General features: G+C 42.8%; 14 protein-coding genes and 1 riboswitch. Of the genes, 9 read left to right on the top strand and 5 right to left on the bottom strand.

What is annotated here, in order from left to right; translation table 11 throughout:
* Positions 1 to 251: 251 nt before the first annotated feature.
* Positions 252 to 947 carry a response regulator gene (locus OCV36_RS06965; RefSeq protein WP_017072698.1) on the bottom strand — a complete coding sequence of 232 codons (696 nt, stop codon included), beginning with the start codon at positions 945 to 947 and terminating at the stop codon, positions 252 to 254.
* 69 nt (positions 948 to 1,016) lie between these two features.
* A complete protein-coding gene (locus OCV36_RS06960; protein WP_167853028.1) occupies positions 1,017 to 2,666 on the bottom strand; it encodes a sensor histidine kinase in 1,650 nt (549 codons plus the stop codon).
* Between the two features lie 617 nt (positions 2,667 to 3,283).
* On the opposite strand from OCV36_RS06960, the gene OCV36_RS06955 reads away from it, so the two are divergent.
* The 6 genes from OCV36_RS06955 (at position 3,284) to OCV36_RS06930 (ending at position 10,860) form a co-directional block, all read left to right on the top strand.
* Positions 3,284 to 3,511 (top strand): hypothetical protein, encoded by a 228-nt coding sequence (locus tag OCV36_RS06955; protein WP_017072700.1) that lies wholly within the window; start codon positions 3,284 to 3,286, stop codon positions 3,509 to 3,511.
* Between the two features lie 376 nt (positions 3,512 to 3,887).
* Positions 3,888 to 5,318, top strand: a complete 1,431-nt coding sequence (locus OCV36_RS06950) for a TolC family protein (RefSeq protein WP_017072701.1) — start codon at positions 3,888 to 3,890, stop codon at positions 5,316 to 5,318.
* A 3-nt stretch (positions 5,319 to 5,321) separates the two neighbouring features.
* Entirely contained in the window at positions 5,322 to 6,296 is a 975-nt protein-coding gene (locus OCV36_RS06945; RefSeq protein WP_135456368.1) for an HlyD family secretion protein, read from the top strand.
* Between the two features lie 7 nt (positions 6,297 to 6,303).
* Complete coding sequence (locus OCV36_RS06940; protein WP_135456370.1) at positions 6,304 to 7,614, top strand: ABC transporter permease; 1,311 nt, start codon at positions 6,304 to 6,306, stop codon at positions 7,612 to 7,614.
* Entirely contained in the window at positions 7,611 to 8,765 is a 1,155-nt protein-coding gene (locus OCV36_RS06935; RefSeq protein WP_135456371.1) for an ABC transporter permease, read from the top strand. The genes OCV36_RS06940 and OCV36_RS06935 overlap by 4 nt, the downstream gene beginning before the upstream one ends.
* Before the next feature lie 553 nt (positions 8,766 to 9,318).
* Positions 9,319 to 10,860: an alanine/glycine:cation symporter family protein gene (locus OCV36_RS06930; RefSeq protein ID WP_135456373.1), complete on the top strand. Its 1,542-nt coding sequence runs from the start codon at positions 9,319 to 9,321 to the stop codon at positions 10,858 to 10,860.
* Between the two features lie 212 nt (positions 10,861 to 11,072).
* On the opposite strand, the gene OCV36_RS06925 is transcribed toward OCV36_RS06930, so the two are convergent.
* From OCV36_RS06925 to OCV36_RS06915, 3 genes are all read right to left on the bottom strand, one after another.
* Positions 11,073 to 11,237 (bottom strand): hypothetical protein, encoded by a 165-nt coding sequence (locus tag OCV36_RS06925; RefSeq protein ID WP_017072706.1) that lies wholly within the window; start codon positions 11,235 to 11,237, stop codon positions 11,073 to 11,075.
* Between the two features lie 428 nt (positions 11,238 to 11,665).
* Positions 11,666 to 12,400, bottom strand: a complete 735-nt coding sequence (locus OCV36_RS06920; protein WP_135456375.1) for a chromosome partitioning protein ParA — start codon at positions 12,398 to 12,400, stop codon at positions 11,666 to 11,668.
* A gap of 145 nt (positions 12,401 to 12,545) precedes the next feature.
* Positions 12,546 to 12,704, bottom strand: coding sequence for a hypothetical protein (locus OCV36_RS06915; protein ID WP_017072708.1), 159 nt, complete (start codon positions 12,702 to 12,704; stop codon positions 12,546 to 12,548).
* A gap of 301 nt (positions 12,705 to 13,005) precedes the next feature.
* Positions 13,006 to 13,139: riboswitch (glycine riboswitch) on the top strand.
* Between the two features lie 128 nt (positions 13,140 to 13,267).
* On the opposite strand from OCV36_RS06915, the gene OCV36_RS06910 reads away from it, so the two are divergent.
* From OCV36_RS06910 to OCV36_RS06900, 3 genes are all read left to right on the top strand, one after another.
* A complete protein-coding gene (locus OCV36_RS06910; RefSeq protein WP_135456378.1) occupies positions 13,268 to 14,638 on the top strand; it encodes an alanine/glycine:cation symporter family protein in 1,371 nt (456 codons plus the stop codon).
* A gap of 382 nt (positions 14,639 to 15,020) precedes the next feature.
* Positions 15,021 to 15,806: a winged helix-turn-helix domain-containing protein gene (locus OCV36_RS06905; RefSeq protein ID WP_135456380.1), complete on the top strand. Its 786-nt coding sequence runs from the start codon at positions 15,021 to 15,023 to the stop codon at positions 15,804 to 15,806.
* Complete coding sequence (locus OCV36_RS06900; protein ID WP_102552869.1) at positions 15,803 to 16,264, top strand: hypothetical protein; 462 nt, start codon at positions 15,803 to 15,805, stop codon at positions 16,262 to 16,264. The genes OCV36_RS06905 and OCV36_RS06900 overlap by 4 nt, the downstream gene beginning before the upstream one ends.
* Positions 16,265 to 16,591: the final 327 nt, after the last annotated feature.

The raw sequence follows: 16,591 nt of genomic DNA, 5'->3' as shown, positions 1-16,591 counted from the left end.
AGCAATCGATTAAATATTGACTCGTTTCGAACAAAATCTAATCGATAGTTGAGTTAACAAAGACTGAAACAGAAGCAAATCAGCATTCACAAACATTGTAGTCAAGAAAGAATGGTATCTGGTCGGCGGAGTGGGATATGAGGGGTGATAAGTAAAATGAAACCAGTTTATTCAACTGGTTTTACATTTTGACTTTAATATAAGCACTGCCTTTGAGCTCTTTAATATGAAAGCTGTCTTTTGACTTCATGTTATCTTTTCGGTTTGTTGTAGCAACGCTCAGGGCGACCGACTGTCCCATAATTTAAGTCAGCGACTAATTCACCCGATGTGATCAAAAACTCTAGGTAGCGTCTGGCTGTGGTGCGGCTTGCTCCAATACGTTCACCCGCTTCATCTGCAGTGATATTGTCCACATCCGTTTGTTGAAATATCGCACGGATTTTATCTAGCGTTACCCCATCGATTCCTTTAGGCAACGTTGATAGCTTGCCTGAATCGGCTTTGGCATTCGCTTGTAGCATCTTATCTACTAATCCTTGATTGAGATCCGACGCACTTTCAAACTCTTGTTGTTGTGATTGGTACTTTTTCAACGCAGCTTCCAAGCGAGGATACATCACAGGTTTAAGCAGATAATCCACCACCCCACCGCGCATGGCTTGTTGCAGTGTATCGACGTCACGAGCTGCGGTAATCAAGATCACATCACATCCCTGATTACTGCCGCGAACGTGGTTCAAAATATCAAGTCCACACCCATCCGGCAGATACACATCCAATAAAACCAAGTCAGGCTTTAAGATATCTAACTGCATCAACGCTTCAGACTGTGTGGTCGCAATCCCAACCACATCAAAGCCACCCATCTGTTCTAAATAACGATGGTGCAGCTCTGCAATCGCAATATCATCTTCAATGACCATGACTCTCGTGATTGCGTTCATTTATGTTCTTCCTTTAACCATTATGTTCTCGTCACGATGATCTTCTCTCGATCGCTCCGTGCTCAATTATTATTGTTCTTCTTTCGGTAAGTACACCGTCACGCGTGACCCAAAGCCTGGGTTATCAACCATTTCTAACTGCCCTTGATAACGGTCAGCAAGTTGCTTAATGAGATACAAACCGACACCGCGATTCTGCTTCGCCTTACTAGACACACCTTTTTCTGTCAGCGCATCGGTCGCCAAGTGTTTCGGCAAACCACATCCTTTGTCTTCCACTTCAACAATAACTTCATTGCCAAAATCACTGATCGACACGTCGATAACGCGGCGTGCTGGAACAATCTGCCCTTCTTGTTTAATCGCCATCATGGTGGCATCGAAAGCGTTATCAATCAGATTGCCAAGAATTGTGACAACGTCATCAGCATTTAATCGGCTTGGTAACGCTTCTAACCTTGAACCCTCTTCGACTTTCAGTTCCAGACCGATCTCACGCGCTCGCTCTGTTTTCCCCAACAGCATGCCGGCAATAAGTGGATCTTTCACCGTTTCTCTTAAGAACTCGATGAGGCTTTGATAATGAGCCGTTTCTTGGCCAATCAAATGCTGGACCGATTCCAACTCGCCCATCTGAATCAGGCCACTAATCGTATTGAGCTTGTTCTGGTGCTCATGCGTTTGAGAACGCAATAAATCTGCGTATTCTTTAGTTTGAGAAAGTTGATCCGTTAAGTCATTGATTTCGTCTCTTAAACGGAAACTGGATACCGCTCCAACCACTTCACCAGCAACAATAATCGGACTGCGGTTTGCAATAATTCGCTTATTGTTGAGAAACAACTCAACGTCGTGATCGGATTCTCCCGTTGATAACAGCAATTCCAAGTCACTGCCCGCCAGCACATCGGAAAGACGCTGGTTAATTGATTGTTCTCTGTCTATCGATAGAATATCGCACGCACTTTTGTTTATTGAACGTAAAATACCGTTTTTATCGATGCTTAAAATACCTTCTTTCACGGTACTCATGGTCACATCGAGCTCAACGTATAAACGACCAATCTCTTCAGGTTCAAATCCCAAGATAGCGCGTTGAAAACGACGAGAGACATAACTTGAAATCACTGCATTAACCGCAACCACTAACAGCGCCATCACAATCAAGAAGGCTAAATAAGATTCGATTCTGTCTTGCAGCGAATCCAAAAGGTAACCAACAGATACAACTCCAATTACGCCACCTTGCAGATCTTTTACGGCAGACTTACCACGAACAGAGAAACCAAGCGATCCTTTAGCCGTCGACACATAAGACTCGCCTAACACGAGGGCTTTTTGATTGTCGCCACCCCGCATTGGTTTACCGAGCCTGTCGTCATACGGGTGGATCAAGCGGATACCTTTGTCATCACCTACAACGATAAACGCCGCACCAATTAACTGGGTGAGGTTGCGAAATTTAACTTGGGTCTCTTCAGATAAAACGTAGGGAACGCCATCCGGATTTAAAGAGCCATTTTCTTTGAGAATACTTGTAACAAGTGGCGATTCAGAAAGAAATTCAGCAACACCTAGCGCTTTCAAACCCATCTCTTGTTCTTGAGATTGTTTGATATAAGAAAAACCTGCAGCTGAAAGTATCAAAAGTTCAACGAGGCCAGTTACCGTCATGATAATCAGCAACCTTTTTCTGAAGCTGATGCTACTCCATTTCATATAAAACCGTCCCTAGTACTTAGCGAACAATGTTAACACCAAGTTAATCAAATGGCCTTTTTACTTATACGAATCTGTGACTGTTACTCAACTAAATAATTGACCAGATTATTAATTGATATTCCTTTACGTTATACCGCTCGAAAACCTGTTCGTTTTTAGAACTGATTAGCTTAAAAAGACAAATAAACGAATAAATATTGAGCTAGATCACTAAGGTTTTAGGTGTTTTTTAGGTTGTTCAAAATAAATACAATTATAATGGTTGCATATGAAGAAGTTTATTGTTGCCAAGCCATAAGTCATGATTTTCAGACGGTGCTTTAAATCGAAATTTCGGTTAACAAAAAGACAACAACTCTTCGCTCACTGGACGTATCTATAACTAAAAGTTGCACGCTCGCCGCTACGATTGTTGAACAAACAGGTTATCAACCTAATCTCGTTCATACATCTCTATTTACACTATAGGCCAGCAGACAACTCAGAGGTGACTGATGAAATCAGCGCCCAATAATAAAACATTGATGAGCAGGAAGTTTAGATCAGTGGCAACGTCCAACAGAAACAGGATTAAAAACATAACGTACAAACATTGTTGAAAAGGAAACCAGGCAATGAAACGCGATAATTTTGGAATTTGCCTTACTAAGGCGATGCTGTTCAATAACTTGCAATCTACTTTTACTCATGTCAGAGCATATGAGAAGGATGAGAGATCCCCACTCGACCTAAAAGTGTTGTTAGCTTTCCCACAAATGTCAGGCAGAGATTTATTACAAACGATGCAAGGCTCTCGACAATTGGTGTGGCGTGCCGACCACCATTGCCCAAGCTTCAAATAGATCCCTTCATTTTGTAACAAATATCTCTATACTGAACGTAAAGAGCACGCTTTGTCGTGCTCTTTTCGTGTCGTTTGTCCCTGACACCATACCACTCAGCCTGTTCACACTAAATTAACGAGTGGTATCGTTCTCTGCCAATGTGAGTCTTTTGGTTTAATAGGTGCTATCAGTTAATAAGTACTATCAGTTAACAAGTACTATTAGTTTATAAGTGCTATCTGTTTATAGATGTTATCTATCCATAGAAGCGAGCTGCTTATATGAAGCGACCTATTTAAAGAAGCCTACTGCTCATAGAAGCAATCTGTTCAAGACAAACGACGATCGCCCTGTTAACATTAGAGTTAATACTCTAAATTGGTAATGAGTTCCGATGACCAAACCGAAATTCCGATGCCTTGCAATTGCCAGTATTCTTATCGGTACTATCAGTTCGCCTAGCTATGCAGCCCCACTCTCTTTTTCAGAAGCGTGGCAAATACTCCAAGAGAACAACAACTCTCTTGCGGCTCAACAAGCGAATGTTGAGCGTTACCAACATCTTCAAAACGCAACTGGAAGCCTTAACCTCCCTTCTGTTACGTTAGGTGCAAATTACACTCACCTTGATAGTGATGTGACCATTAATGGCGAACAATTTGGCGACAGCTTAAGTGGTGTAAACCCAGCATTTGCGCCCTTATTAGGTCAACTAGGTGGCATTACCTCAACCATCACCGAGCAAGACATCTTTAGCTCTTCGATTCGAGCCATTTGGCCTATCTTTACTGGCGGTCGAATTACCGCGGCGCAAAACGCAGCAGAAGGTAAAAGTGAAGAAGCGCAAAGCCAACTGTTAATGGAAAGACAGGCTCGCTACGAAGACTTAAGTAAATATTACTTCTCGGTGATCTTAGCGGAAGACGTTGTGAAAACACGTCAAGCGGTTGAAGCAGGTCTAACTCAACATCGTGATTTCGCCATCAAGCTTGAACAACAAGGACAAATCGCACGAGTAGAACGCCTGCAAGCGGATGCTTCATTAGACAAAGCGGTTGTCGAGCGTACTAAAGCTCAGAACGATCTCAAGATTGCTCAATTAGCGCTGACTCAGATCCTTGGTCAGAGCCAAAGTGTAGAACCCTCAGAGCAACTTTTCATCAATAGAAACCTGCCACATATGGACGTTTTTATTGATCAAACATTGATGACTTACCCTGGTTTGAAGATCCTTGATGCGAAAGAGAAACAAGCAAGCAGCTTAATCAAGGCCGAAAAAGGTAAGTACTACCCAGAAGTGTACCTTTACGGTGATTACAACCTTTACGAAGATGATTCGTTAGCCAGTGAGATGAAACCTGATTGGTTAGTCGGCATTGGTGTGAATGTACCGTTGATTGATACGTCAGGTCGTTCAGACAAAGTCGCCGCCGCTCACAGCGCAGTATCACAGGTGCAATTCCTTAAGTCGCAAGCCAAGCAAGACTTAACGGTGTTGGTACAAAAAACCTACCTCGAAGCAAACCAAGCAATTGAAGAGGTTCAAGGCCTCAACTCAAGTTTGGCTTTGGCTCAAGAGAACCTATTACTTCGTAAAAAAGCCTTCACTCAAGGGCTTTCTAACTCGCTAGAAGTGGTTGATGCAGAGCTATATCTTGCAAGCATCAAAACACAGCAATCTGCTGCGCGATTCAAATACCTAATTTCTCTCAATAAGCTTTTGGCGCTAACCAGCGAAATGAATGCTTACTCAAGTTACTTAACATCTTCTGTTTCGTCTGATTTCGACTCAAAAACAGACACCGATAGCCAGTCAAAAGGATAATTCATGAAACCTATTAAGCCCCTTCTTCTATCTTTAGTTGGTATCGGTGTTATTGGCTGGGTCGGATACAGTTTTTACCAAGCGTATCAACCACAACCCGTTAAACTGCAAGGCCAAATTGACGCACAGCAGTACAGTATCTCATCCAAAGTGCCTGGACGCATTGACCAGGTGTTTGTACGTAAAGGTGATGCTGTTGAAAAAGGCGAATTAATCTTTTCTCTTCTTAGCCCTGAGATCGACGCGAAACTAGAACAAGCAAAAGCAGGTCAAAAAGCGGCTGGGGCATTGGCTCAAGAAGCAGAGAATGGCGCCCGTACTCAACAAATCCAAGCAGCAAAAGACCAATGGCTGAAGGCAAAAGCAGCTGCCGATCTAATGGATAAGACCTACCAACGTGTAAACAACCTTTACAACGACGGTGTCGTCGCAGAACAAAAACGTGATGAAGCCAAAACACAATGGCAAGCCGCGAAATACACCGAAAGTGCTGCCTTCCAAATGTACCAACTAGCCCAAGAAGGTGTTCGTGACGAAACCAAAGTGGCTGCCGCTCAAAAAGCACTAATGGCTGCAGGTGCAGTAGCAGAAGTTGAAGCCTACGCAAAAGACACACAAATCCACAGTTGGTTTAATGGCGAAGTGTCTCAGGTGCTATTGAGCAGCGGTGAGCTCGCACCACAAGGTTTCCCTGTTGTGACTGTTATCGATACGAAGGATGCATGGGCCGTGCTCAATGTGCGTGAAGATATGCTTAAGCACTTCGAAAAAGGCAGCCAGTTTGAGGCGTACCTACCGGCTCTGGATAAATCATTAACTTTCCAAGTGACACACATTGCCGTAATGGGTGATTTCGCAACCTGGCGCTCAACCGATGCTGCGCAAGGCTTCGATTTACGTACGTTTGAAGTAGAAGCTCGCCCTATCGACACAAGCGAAACACTGCGTATGGGTATGAGCCTTGTGGTTGAACTTTAGGTGACTTATGCCTGCTAACTCTCGATCTACTGGCTCGCAATCAACTGAGCATCATAGAGCGAAGAATACCTTGCTTAGGCAGTGGGCGATTGTCCGCAAAGACAAATGGTTGTTGTCGTGCCTAACTTGGATACCCTTGCTTCTTGCTGCCAGTATTTGGTTGATTTTCTCACAAGGCATCGCCCGTGATTTACCCGTTGCGGTGGTTGATCTTGAACACAGCCAAATTTCGCAACAGTTCACGCGCTTAGTTGATGCTTCACCGACGCTGCAAGTGAGTCAGAAATACAGCTCGGCTAGCGAAGCAGCTAAGGCGATGATTGAACGCGAAATCTATGGCTATGTTGTCATCCCTAGACACTTTGACCGAGATATTTACCTAGGGTTAAACCCGCAAGTATCCGTGTTCTATAACAGCCAATTTATCTTGATCGGCAAACTGGTGAACTCCGCTCTGCTGCAGGCTCAGGGGACTTTTAACGCACAACTTGAAGTCGTTAAACAGCTTTCACACGGTGATACCACAGTACAGTCGGCGTTAGGCCAAGCGGTTACCGTTCAAAGCCAAATCACGCCACTGTTTAACAAGAACACCAGTTATGCTCAGTTCTTGGTGTCTGCGGTTATTCCTGCACTATGGCAGATCATGATTGTGGTGGGCACGATATTGGTTTTGACGGCGAACGTTAGAGCACGTGGCCTTCACGCTTGGCTATCCAACGCCCCGATGAAGTCACTCGCATCAACATTAACGCCCTACCTTGTCTTGTTTTTGATGTTTGGTATCGCGTTTAGCTTTTGGTTCTATGTCCTCTTAGACTGGCCGTTTAACGGCAGTTTTGTGGCACTGACCCTCGCCCAACTGCTTACCGTCATCAGTTGTATCATCATGGGTTGTTTGTTTTTCTTCTTAACGCTTGATCCAGCAAGGGCGATGAGTTTCGCTGGCGCCTTTACAGCACCAAGCTTTGCGTTCATGGGTATTACCTTTCCAGTCACCGACATGAACACAGCAGCGCAAATCTGGAGAAGCTTACTGCCCGTGAGTCATTACATCGAAGTACAAACAGCACAATCAAGTTATGGCGCGAGCGTGGCACAGTCGCTTATCAGCCTCTCCTCTATGTTGTGGTATGCGATACCTGCTTTCGTGGTGATGTTGTTGATTAAGAAACACTTGGCGCAATCGGATCTGTCCGCACAAACGGCTCTAACATCCCAAGCAGCCCTATCTGTATCTGCAAACGCAACATCGTCAGCACAAACAACACAGCAAGAGAAATCTGAACAATCAGCACCACAAGGAGTAAAACGATGAACTTTACTCAACTGCTCAAACAAGAACTGTTAGCGGTACTGCGTAACCCTGTTGTACTTCTTACGGTATTTGGTGGTGTGGTCTTCTATTCATTCTTGTATCCATTGCCTTACGCGCACCAAGTTCCTCAACAGCTTAAAGCCTCGGTAGTAAACTTGGACAAGAGTCAAAGCAGCTACCAATTAGAACGAATGGTGGATGCCACCTCTCAAATCGAGTTGGTACGTCGAGACTCCAGCATCGCAGATGCAAAACAAGCCGTACTTAACCAAGAGGTCGGTGGGTTCCTCGTCATTCCAGAAGACTTCTATAAAGACTTGCTGCTCGGTAAGAGCCCGACGCTTTCTTACGCCGGCGATGCTTCTTACTTCTTAGTGTACGGAACCATTGTTGAAGGACTTGCCAAGGCAGGTGGCACGTTAGCTGCACAAGTTAAGGTCAGTCACTTGTTAGTAGAAGGAGTGCCCTTAGAATCCGCAGCCAAAGGCTACAGCGCGTTTAGCTTGAACCTAAAACCAACGTTCAATAGCCGCATGGGATACATCGATTACGTGGTTCCAGCCGTCTTTGTGTTGATCCTGCAACAAACCTTAACCATGGCTTCTGGTTTAGTTGGCGCAACCCAAAACGCTCAATCCACGTTTGGCTATTGGAGTAAGACCTCTCCGGCAAAACTGATGCTTGCTCGCTGCTGTACTTTAGTTGGCATTTATTACTTGTTGTCGATGTACTACTTCGGCGCGAGCTTTTCGATGTATGGAATAAACTTACTCGCCTCAACGACACAAATTTTGACCTTACTGCTGCCCTTCTTATTGGCCAGTTGTTTGATCGGGATTTTTATTGGTGAGCTAGTGCCAAGAAGAGAGTTAGTCACGGTTGTGGTGTTAATCAGTTCAATGCCGCTGATCTTCTCTTCAGGTTTTATCTGGCCTGTTGAAATGATGCCTGAATGGCTAGTACTGTTATCGCAGTTATTCCCAAGCACACCAGCTATTCAAGGCTTCTTAGCGCTTAATCAGATGGGTGCATCTTGGCAAGAAGTGGCGTCTCAATGGACATTGCTATGGGGACAAGTCGCTTTATGGGGATCGCTGTTGGCGCTCAAGCTCTACCACAAATCGAGTAAACGTATCACTGGGGCTGTGTAGCGCTAGTCTCTAAACGCTAAGCCTCATGCTCATCGTAAACCATTAAAAAGGCTCTGATAAAGGGCCTTTTTAATACCCTCTGGCCTGATTCCATCTTAAGCCATCAATTGTATAAACGCTTCCCAAGCACATATCGAATATTCAAACTCGCCGACTTCCCTGTGATCCCCCACTATAATTCACCTTAGCCCGTCGCTATAACAGCTACTGCATATGCCTTTTACAACCTAAAAAGCATCGACTTATTCCAAAACAATGACAAAACCCGAACAATTGTAAATTTATTGTAAAAATTTCTTTGAGGGTATTATTTTTATGTATAGGATTGTCAGTAGGACTTGGTAGGCCGAATACCATAGTCTTATTGGTTCACATACCAAAAGGATATCCATACAAAGCAAGATCAGTACTTATATTTATTTCGTTTTTCGACCTAGCTACAGCCGTTTATGTTGCCGTCGAGTGAAATAGATGAGTCACTGAAACGTAAAAAACAAATAGAAAACAAACACAACAGCAGCAAACATAATTTAATAAAAAGACAGGGAAAACCATGAAAAACTTACGTGAATTATTTTTTGGGTTTATATTATTGTTTAGTTCCAGTGCATTTGCACAAGAAGGATCATTTAGCCAAAGTATCAGTAACTTGAGCCAAAGTGTTGATGGTTTTTTCAATGACTACACAGGGTGGTTCGTTGGATTAATATTTAAAAGTGTCCCACTTGGTGAAGCAAACTTCCCAATCATTGTTGGCTGGCTATTGCTCGCCGCGATTATCTTTACTGTTTATTTTGGCTTTGTTCAATTTAAACGTGTTGGCATGGCCATCGACATTATCAAAGGTAAGTATACCGACCCTAACTCCAAAGAGGATGGCGAAGTATCTCACTTTCAAGCGTTAACAACCGCGCTTTCAGGAACCGTAGGGCTTGGTAATATTGCAGGTGTAGGTGCTGCACTCGCGATTGGTGGCCCGGGTGCAACATTCTGGATGATCTTGTGTGGTCTTCTAGGTATGGCGTCTAAATTTTGTGAGTGTACTTTAGGTGTAAAATACCGAACTATCTTACCTTCAGGTGTCGTTTCGGGTGGTCCAATGTACTACCTAAGCCAAGGCCTGAGCGAAAGAGGACTTGGTGGACTAGGTAAAGGCCTTGCTATTGGTTTTGCATTAATGTGTATTTTAGGCGCATTGGGCGGCGGTAACATGTTCCAAGCTAACCAAGCACATGCCATGTTAACTTACGCATTCGATGTACCGAGTGAATACGGTGTTATCACAGGGCTTGTACTCGCTACCTTAGTATTTTCCGTTATTGTTGGCGGTATGCCTTCTATTGCCTCTGTAACAGAAAAAGTTGTTCCTTGGATGGCTGCTCTGTATATCGGTATGGCTCTCATCGTTATCGGTTCTAACCTTGATCAAGTTGGTCCTGCGTTCAATGCAATCTTTACAGGTGCATTTACCGGCGAAGGTGTGGTTGGTGGATTTATTGGCGCCTTAATCCAAGGCCTGAAACGTGCTACGTTCTCAAACGAAGCGGGTGTAGGTTCAGCAGCAATCGCTCACTCAGCAGTAAAAACAAAAGAACCAATCACTGAAGGTCTTGTATCACTACTAGAACCGTTCGTTGATACGGTAATCATTTGTACAATGACGGCATTGGTAATCACTATCGCTGGCTTAAACGTAGGTCCATATGATGGAACAGGTTTAACGGGTGTAACGCTTACTGCTGCATCGTTTACTGAAACCGCAGAAGTGTTCAAATACACACTAGCGCTCGCGGTAATCATGTTTGCGTTTTCGACAATGATCTCTTGGTCGTACTACGGTCTTAAGGCGTGGACTTACCTATTTGGTGAAGGCAAAACAACTGAGCTGATTTTCAAAGTCATATTCTGCGTGTTTGTTGTTATTGGTGCCACGATTCAATTTGGTGCGGTAATCGACTTCTCTGATGCGGCTATCTTTGCGATGTCTATCTTCAACATTCTTGGTCTGTACTTCTTGATGCCTGTTGTGAAGAAAGAACTGCAATCATTTGTTGCGCGCGTAAAATCAGGCGAAATCAAGACTTACGACAAATAGATTTTCATCAATAAGTTATCGTCAAATAACACTGTTCTAAAAATTTTTGTAATACCCTTTGCTTGAGAAAGCGAGAACAGTACTGCTACTAATCTAAACTCCCTACTGGCTTATGACTTAGCTCGTAGGGAATTTTTATGTCTGAATCAAAATCTGCAATATTCCTATCTGTTTTAATACCTATCCGTTTTGGTATCTAGCCATCTTAATATCTAACTAACGCCTGTACTGTCTTGTTCAAGCCGATCAGGATCTTCGCTTACTTTTTTTCGGTCAAGTGACTCTTCGACTTCAATCATTTCTCTTTTTGCTAGCAACGAATGACAATCATCAAAGCAATAAGCTACGGTACAAGTCTCACACAGGTATTCAGGCATAGCTCCCTCCTTTGCCTATCCATTGAGATGGTCTAATCACAGAATGACAACAGACCGCGTGTTCATCCTAGAACACCACCATTATCCTATTTACCCAGCGTATAAATATGCGAGCAAAATCACCAAATATTCAACCAGTCACACATCAAAGGCAATTTTACGGTTCTAATCACGGATAGCCTTGGTAAACGGTTGCAAACGGATCTCAGCTACCCGTGACGAAACGACATAACTATCTGTGACAAAAGCACTCAACTACCTGCGACGAAACGATATAGCTATCTGAGATAAAACGGCATAGCAATACAAGACCACACGTTTAGAACGAAATACGCCCACACCATTTTCATGATGTGGGCGTTTGAATATTTGCTATCACGCATTCATTAGCACACAGGCTTACCTATGAGTGGACTAAGCGTTTAAGCTTACAAACCCATCTCTTCGGTTAACGTTTTGATTTGCTTGAGATCCATAGTATGAACTTCAATCATTTGTCTGATATCACTCAATCGAGAGTTAGCATTATCTTGTTTCTCACAAGCATCAGATTTAGCGTCCCATGACGTGCCATCTAAGAAGACATCACACGCTTGCTTCAAAGGGCCAAGTTTCTGTTCGATGTCATCTCTTTCCTTCTCAAGTTTTTCAAGCTCTTGGGATATCTGTAATTCTTTACGGAAAAGTTCACGCGAGCGTTCAAACAAAGTGGACTGCATATCAGCCTGATGATTGAGTTTTTGATTGTTTTGCTGAGTTTGTTCTAACGTTTGCTTTTGTTCATTTAACTGCTGTTCTAACGAGTAGTTCGCCTTTTCTAAAACCGAAGATTGTTTGGCTAAATCTTGAAGTTCTTTTTGATGCTCTTCTGCCTGTTTCGCTAGCGCAGTTTCTACTTTTTTATCGATTTCTGTATCGACTTTCGCCACCTTCGCTTCAACTGACGTCATCAACTGTGTTTTACTGTCGCTCAGTTCTTGGTAACGCGTTTCGAGTACCTGATAACTGGACTCCCACTTCGATGACGTGATTGTAGAACCGACCAAGCCACCTAAAGCCAGACCAATAACCGCAGCAATGCCTATATAAAGCTGACTACGTTTATCTCGTTCTTCAATAATAACCACTTCATCTTGTTCGCTTTGTCCAGATTGCTGGTTCACTAGCGGGTACTCCCAAAAATATTTTTAACGTTACACTGTTACTGATTTTGACGGCTCAGTTAAACCGAACACGGCCACTTAAACCGTTCAATACATCGCTTAGGTTTATATTCGCTCGTTCGCTATCGTTTGAACGCCACCGCGTCTAACGAGTTAGCTCCGAAATCATCAAGCTAGCCGTATACAAAAGGAAACTGCTAACGATAACTATCACCACCCCTTTCTGCACTTTTTCGTTCGTCCGGAAACGAAACAGCACAAATGCCAAAGCCAATAAAAAAACAATCGCTATCAATCGAGTCATAACTCCTCCTTGTTTCTCTATTTTATACCATTTAAATAAGCAAGTTACGTCAGAGACTCGTTGTTTGATCATTTAGTTGAACAACATTTGAGCAAACAGATATTTTGTAGCTGACATCACATTTTATATGATCTAGGATACGGCTACAGATTACCTAATTATTTAGGTAATTGTTCCGATGAAGACTGCAGGAGAGTGGTTTTTAACTAAATATTAACATTTAGTTAGATTAACCCGCCGAAGAAGTAAATCTTTCAGGCGCTTTATGCTGGAGAAATCCAGAAAAGTGAGGACTGTCGTTGGAGGAACCTCTGGAGAGAATCGTACTACTTTATTGTAGAAAACGGTCGCCGAAGGAGCAAGCTTAGTGCCCGTTACTTATCTATAAGTGATTCGCTAAGTGAAACTCTCAGGCAAAAGGACAGAGGAGTGGAAAGCAACAGCCTTAATTAACAAAAGAATTCTATCTAGAAATCCGTATGTATTAAGTGGTGCTATCGATCCCTGTGATCTGCACTGCCTTCCCTCTTCTCCTTAAATTTTTAATTTATTAAGGGGAAACCATGAACCATCTACAAGCTACACTTCAAACCATCAACCAATTCGTTTGGGGACCACCGCTACTCATCCTATTAGTTGGCACCGGTGTTTACTTCACTTTTCGTTTAGGCTTACTCCAGTTTAGACATCTCCCAACTGCGCTAAAAATGGTGTTCACCAAAGACAAATCCGGCACGGGTGACGTATCAAGCTTCGCCGCTTTGTGTACTGCGCTTTCCGCAACGATTGGCACAGGTAATATCATAGGTGTAGCGACCGCAATCAAGATTGGTGGCCCTGGTGCCCTATTCTGGATGTGGCTTGCCGCTGTCTTTGGTATGGCGACCAAATACGCAGAATGTCTACTTGCTGTTAAATACCGTAGAACCGACAGCAATGGTGAAATGGTTGGCGGTCCAATGTACTACTTGCAGTACGGTGTCGGCTCACGAATCTTAGCGGTGATGTTCGCTGTCTTCGCTTTGGGAGTTGCCTGTTTCGGTATTGGTACCTTCCCACAAGTTAACGCTATCTTAGACGCGACTGAAATTTCATTCGGTGCGTCTCGTGAAATGTCTGCTGTTGTTCTTACGATATTAGTGGCGGTTGTCACTCTTGGTGGTATTCAATCGATCGCTAAGGTGACAGGAAAAGTCGTGCCTACCATGGCTATCATGTACATCGTTGCGTGTTTAAGCGTTCTGGCTTCAAACGCCGATCAACTACTGAATGCTATTACCCTTGTTGTTACCTCTGCGTTCACCAACACAGCGGCAACGGGTGGTTTCTTTGGTGCTAGCATCATGCTTGCTATCCAATCAGGTATTGCTCGCGGTGTATTCTCGAACGAATCAGGTCTGGGTAGCGCGCCTATGGCAGCAGCAGCGGCTAAAACCGACTCGTGCGTGAAGCAAGGCCTTATCTCTATGACAGGTACCTTCTTTGACACCATCATCATCTGTACGATGACGGGTTTGGCGCTTATCTTAACGGGTGCTTGGCAGACCGATCTCTCTGGTGCGGCGATGACCACTCATGCATTCGCTGTGGGTTTGAACGCCGATACTTTAGGCCCAATGCTAGTTTCTGTTGGCTTAATCTTCTTCGCATTTACGACCATCCTAGGCTGGAACTATTACGGTGAGCGTTGTGTTGTATTCCTGTTGGGAACGAAAGCGGTCCTACCTTACAAAATCATCTTCATAGCATTGGTTGCTTCTGGTGCGTTCTTAAAACTCGACATGATCTGGCTAATGGCTGATATCGTGAACGGCCTAATGGCTATTCCTAACCTAATCGGTCTTATCTTGTTACGCCACGTTGTAATCGAAGAAACAAAGCTATTCTTCAAACCTTTAACTTCTTCAAATGATTGTGAAGCCGTTAAAGCATAACTTGAATTGATTGAACACCAAGCCCGTAATAAAATGCGGGCTTTTTTTATATTCATTCAATCGTTAAACTGAACAAATCATTACTAACACTTATACCCCTACATATAGCAGGATATTAATTAGACTGTTGTACGAATTAATACCCCTAATAGAAAGCTAATAAAAGGGCCACTAATAAAACCAACACTTAATTAGATATTACTTATATTTAACAGACTATGTATAGATGGCCGTTTTTTAGTCATAAACGAATAAATAGCATTTTGTTTCAACCACACAAAAAAACACTAGATTGGAAAATGTGACTTTAATTCATATATTAGTAAGCTTATAGTCATCTACATTGTTGAGAGAATTATAATAAAAATAAAACGTTGGTTATATGATCAGATTCGACCCAATTAAAAACCGTATTTATAACGACGAACGTTCTATTAAAATAGGATATCGTGAGACTCGCGTTTTAGAGTTATTACTTAAAAACTCGCCCGAAATTGTTAGCAAACAAGATATTATTAACTTCGCATGGGGAAGCGAATTCATAGGGGATACTTCACTTGCGAAAAGCATAAGTTTAGTTCGCCAAGGGTTTGTTAGACTCGGCATCAAAGAGACTCCAATTGTAACTGTGCCAAAGATCGGTTACCGCCTTATCGATGAATGCGTATTTGTCGACTCGCAAGCAAGTAGCGTAACCTATATTCCTCTAGTACCCGTAAGCGACCATGTACCCATCAATACTCACGAGATTGACGCTCTTAGTGTTGAACAAACTTTATCTGACCACCAGCAATCCGTCTCCAACCGAAATAGGCTGTGCTACTTCACAACGGGTTGTTTACTGCTGGCATCGGCACTGCTGGCTTTTGCTAAAATTAACGATAGAAGCCTCGGTGATATCTACCCCGTCAACCGACTCAATGAACAGTGGATTGGTCAGATACAGGTTTTCCAAGAACACGATATAGTGTTAAGCCCTGAATTAGAAGCCATTCTCTATAAGTATCAATGCGATTGTGTGGCTTATATTAGCGAAGAACCGGGGCATTCTGAACTTTCCTTACTCGATAAAGCCACACGTCAATCCGTCAATATTTTTTACACACCTGCGCAATCGGACAGAGTCAGTGCTGAAATAGCATTATTCCTAAAGAGAGGCCAATTATGAAGCCATTCGTTGCGCTATCTTCTGCGTTACTTTTATTCGTTAGCATATGGCTTATCCCTTCCCCCCAACCACAGAAAGAGCACCGCTATCAGCATAGTGTGGTAGACCTTATGTTAGAAGGAAACGTATTACGTACCGATGGATTAACAAAGATAAGCAGCAATACCGTCTTACATCTCGTATCAGTTCAAGACGATCACATGCCCGATCCCATCGTTTTTCGATTCAAAGGTAGAGCAAGGCCTTCTCAATCATTATATTTTTCCATTTTAGGTACCATCGACTTAGTCTCTGTACAAAAAATAGAGAAAGCGATGAATGACACTCAATTCTCGCCTTACCTCCTGCTTAATAATGACCCATTAACGTTGAATATTGATGTTTTAAGTTCAAATGAATTATTTGCCATAATTCGAACCTGTAATACGGGTCGAACACAACTTCTAGCTAAGCGATAACTTAAGTTAATACCTATTATATTCATTATCAACTCTATTTAAACGCCGCGTTTCTTGGAAAGAACACCTCCTCCTCTCTTTAACCATTCATATAAAACGCAACAGGATTACGTCAAAATAAAATGACGTTAGAGTGCAGGTAATAAAATATAATTTTTCTAAAAATGGTTTGAGCTTTATCAAAAAAATTTTCTTTAGTTGCATACCCTTTCATTTAAATACAAAAACAACATTACAAGCCATTGAATTAAATCGGTAAATTAATTCAACCCTTTTCAGTATCTATCTATTTATCAACATGAAAAAGTGAACTTGTCTTGTTAAAAG

The organism is Vibrio echinoideorum (assembly GCF_024347455.1).
GTDB lineage: Bacteria > Pseudomonadota > Gammaproteobacteria > Enterobacterales > Vibrionaceae > Vibrio > Vibrio echinoideorum.
The sequence above is the reverse complement of the archived record's forward strand: the minus strand, read 5'-3'. Positions and strand labels throughout refer to the sequence as shown.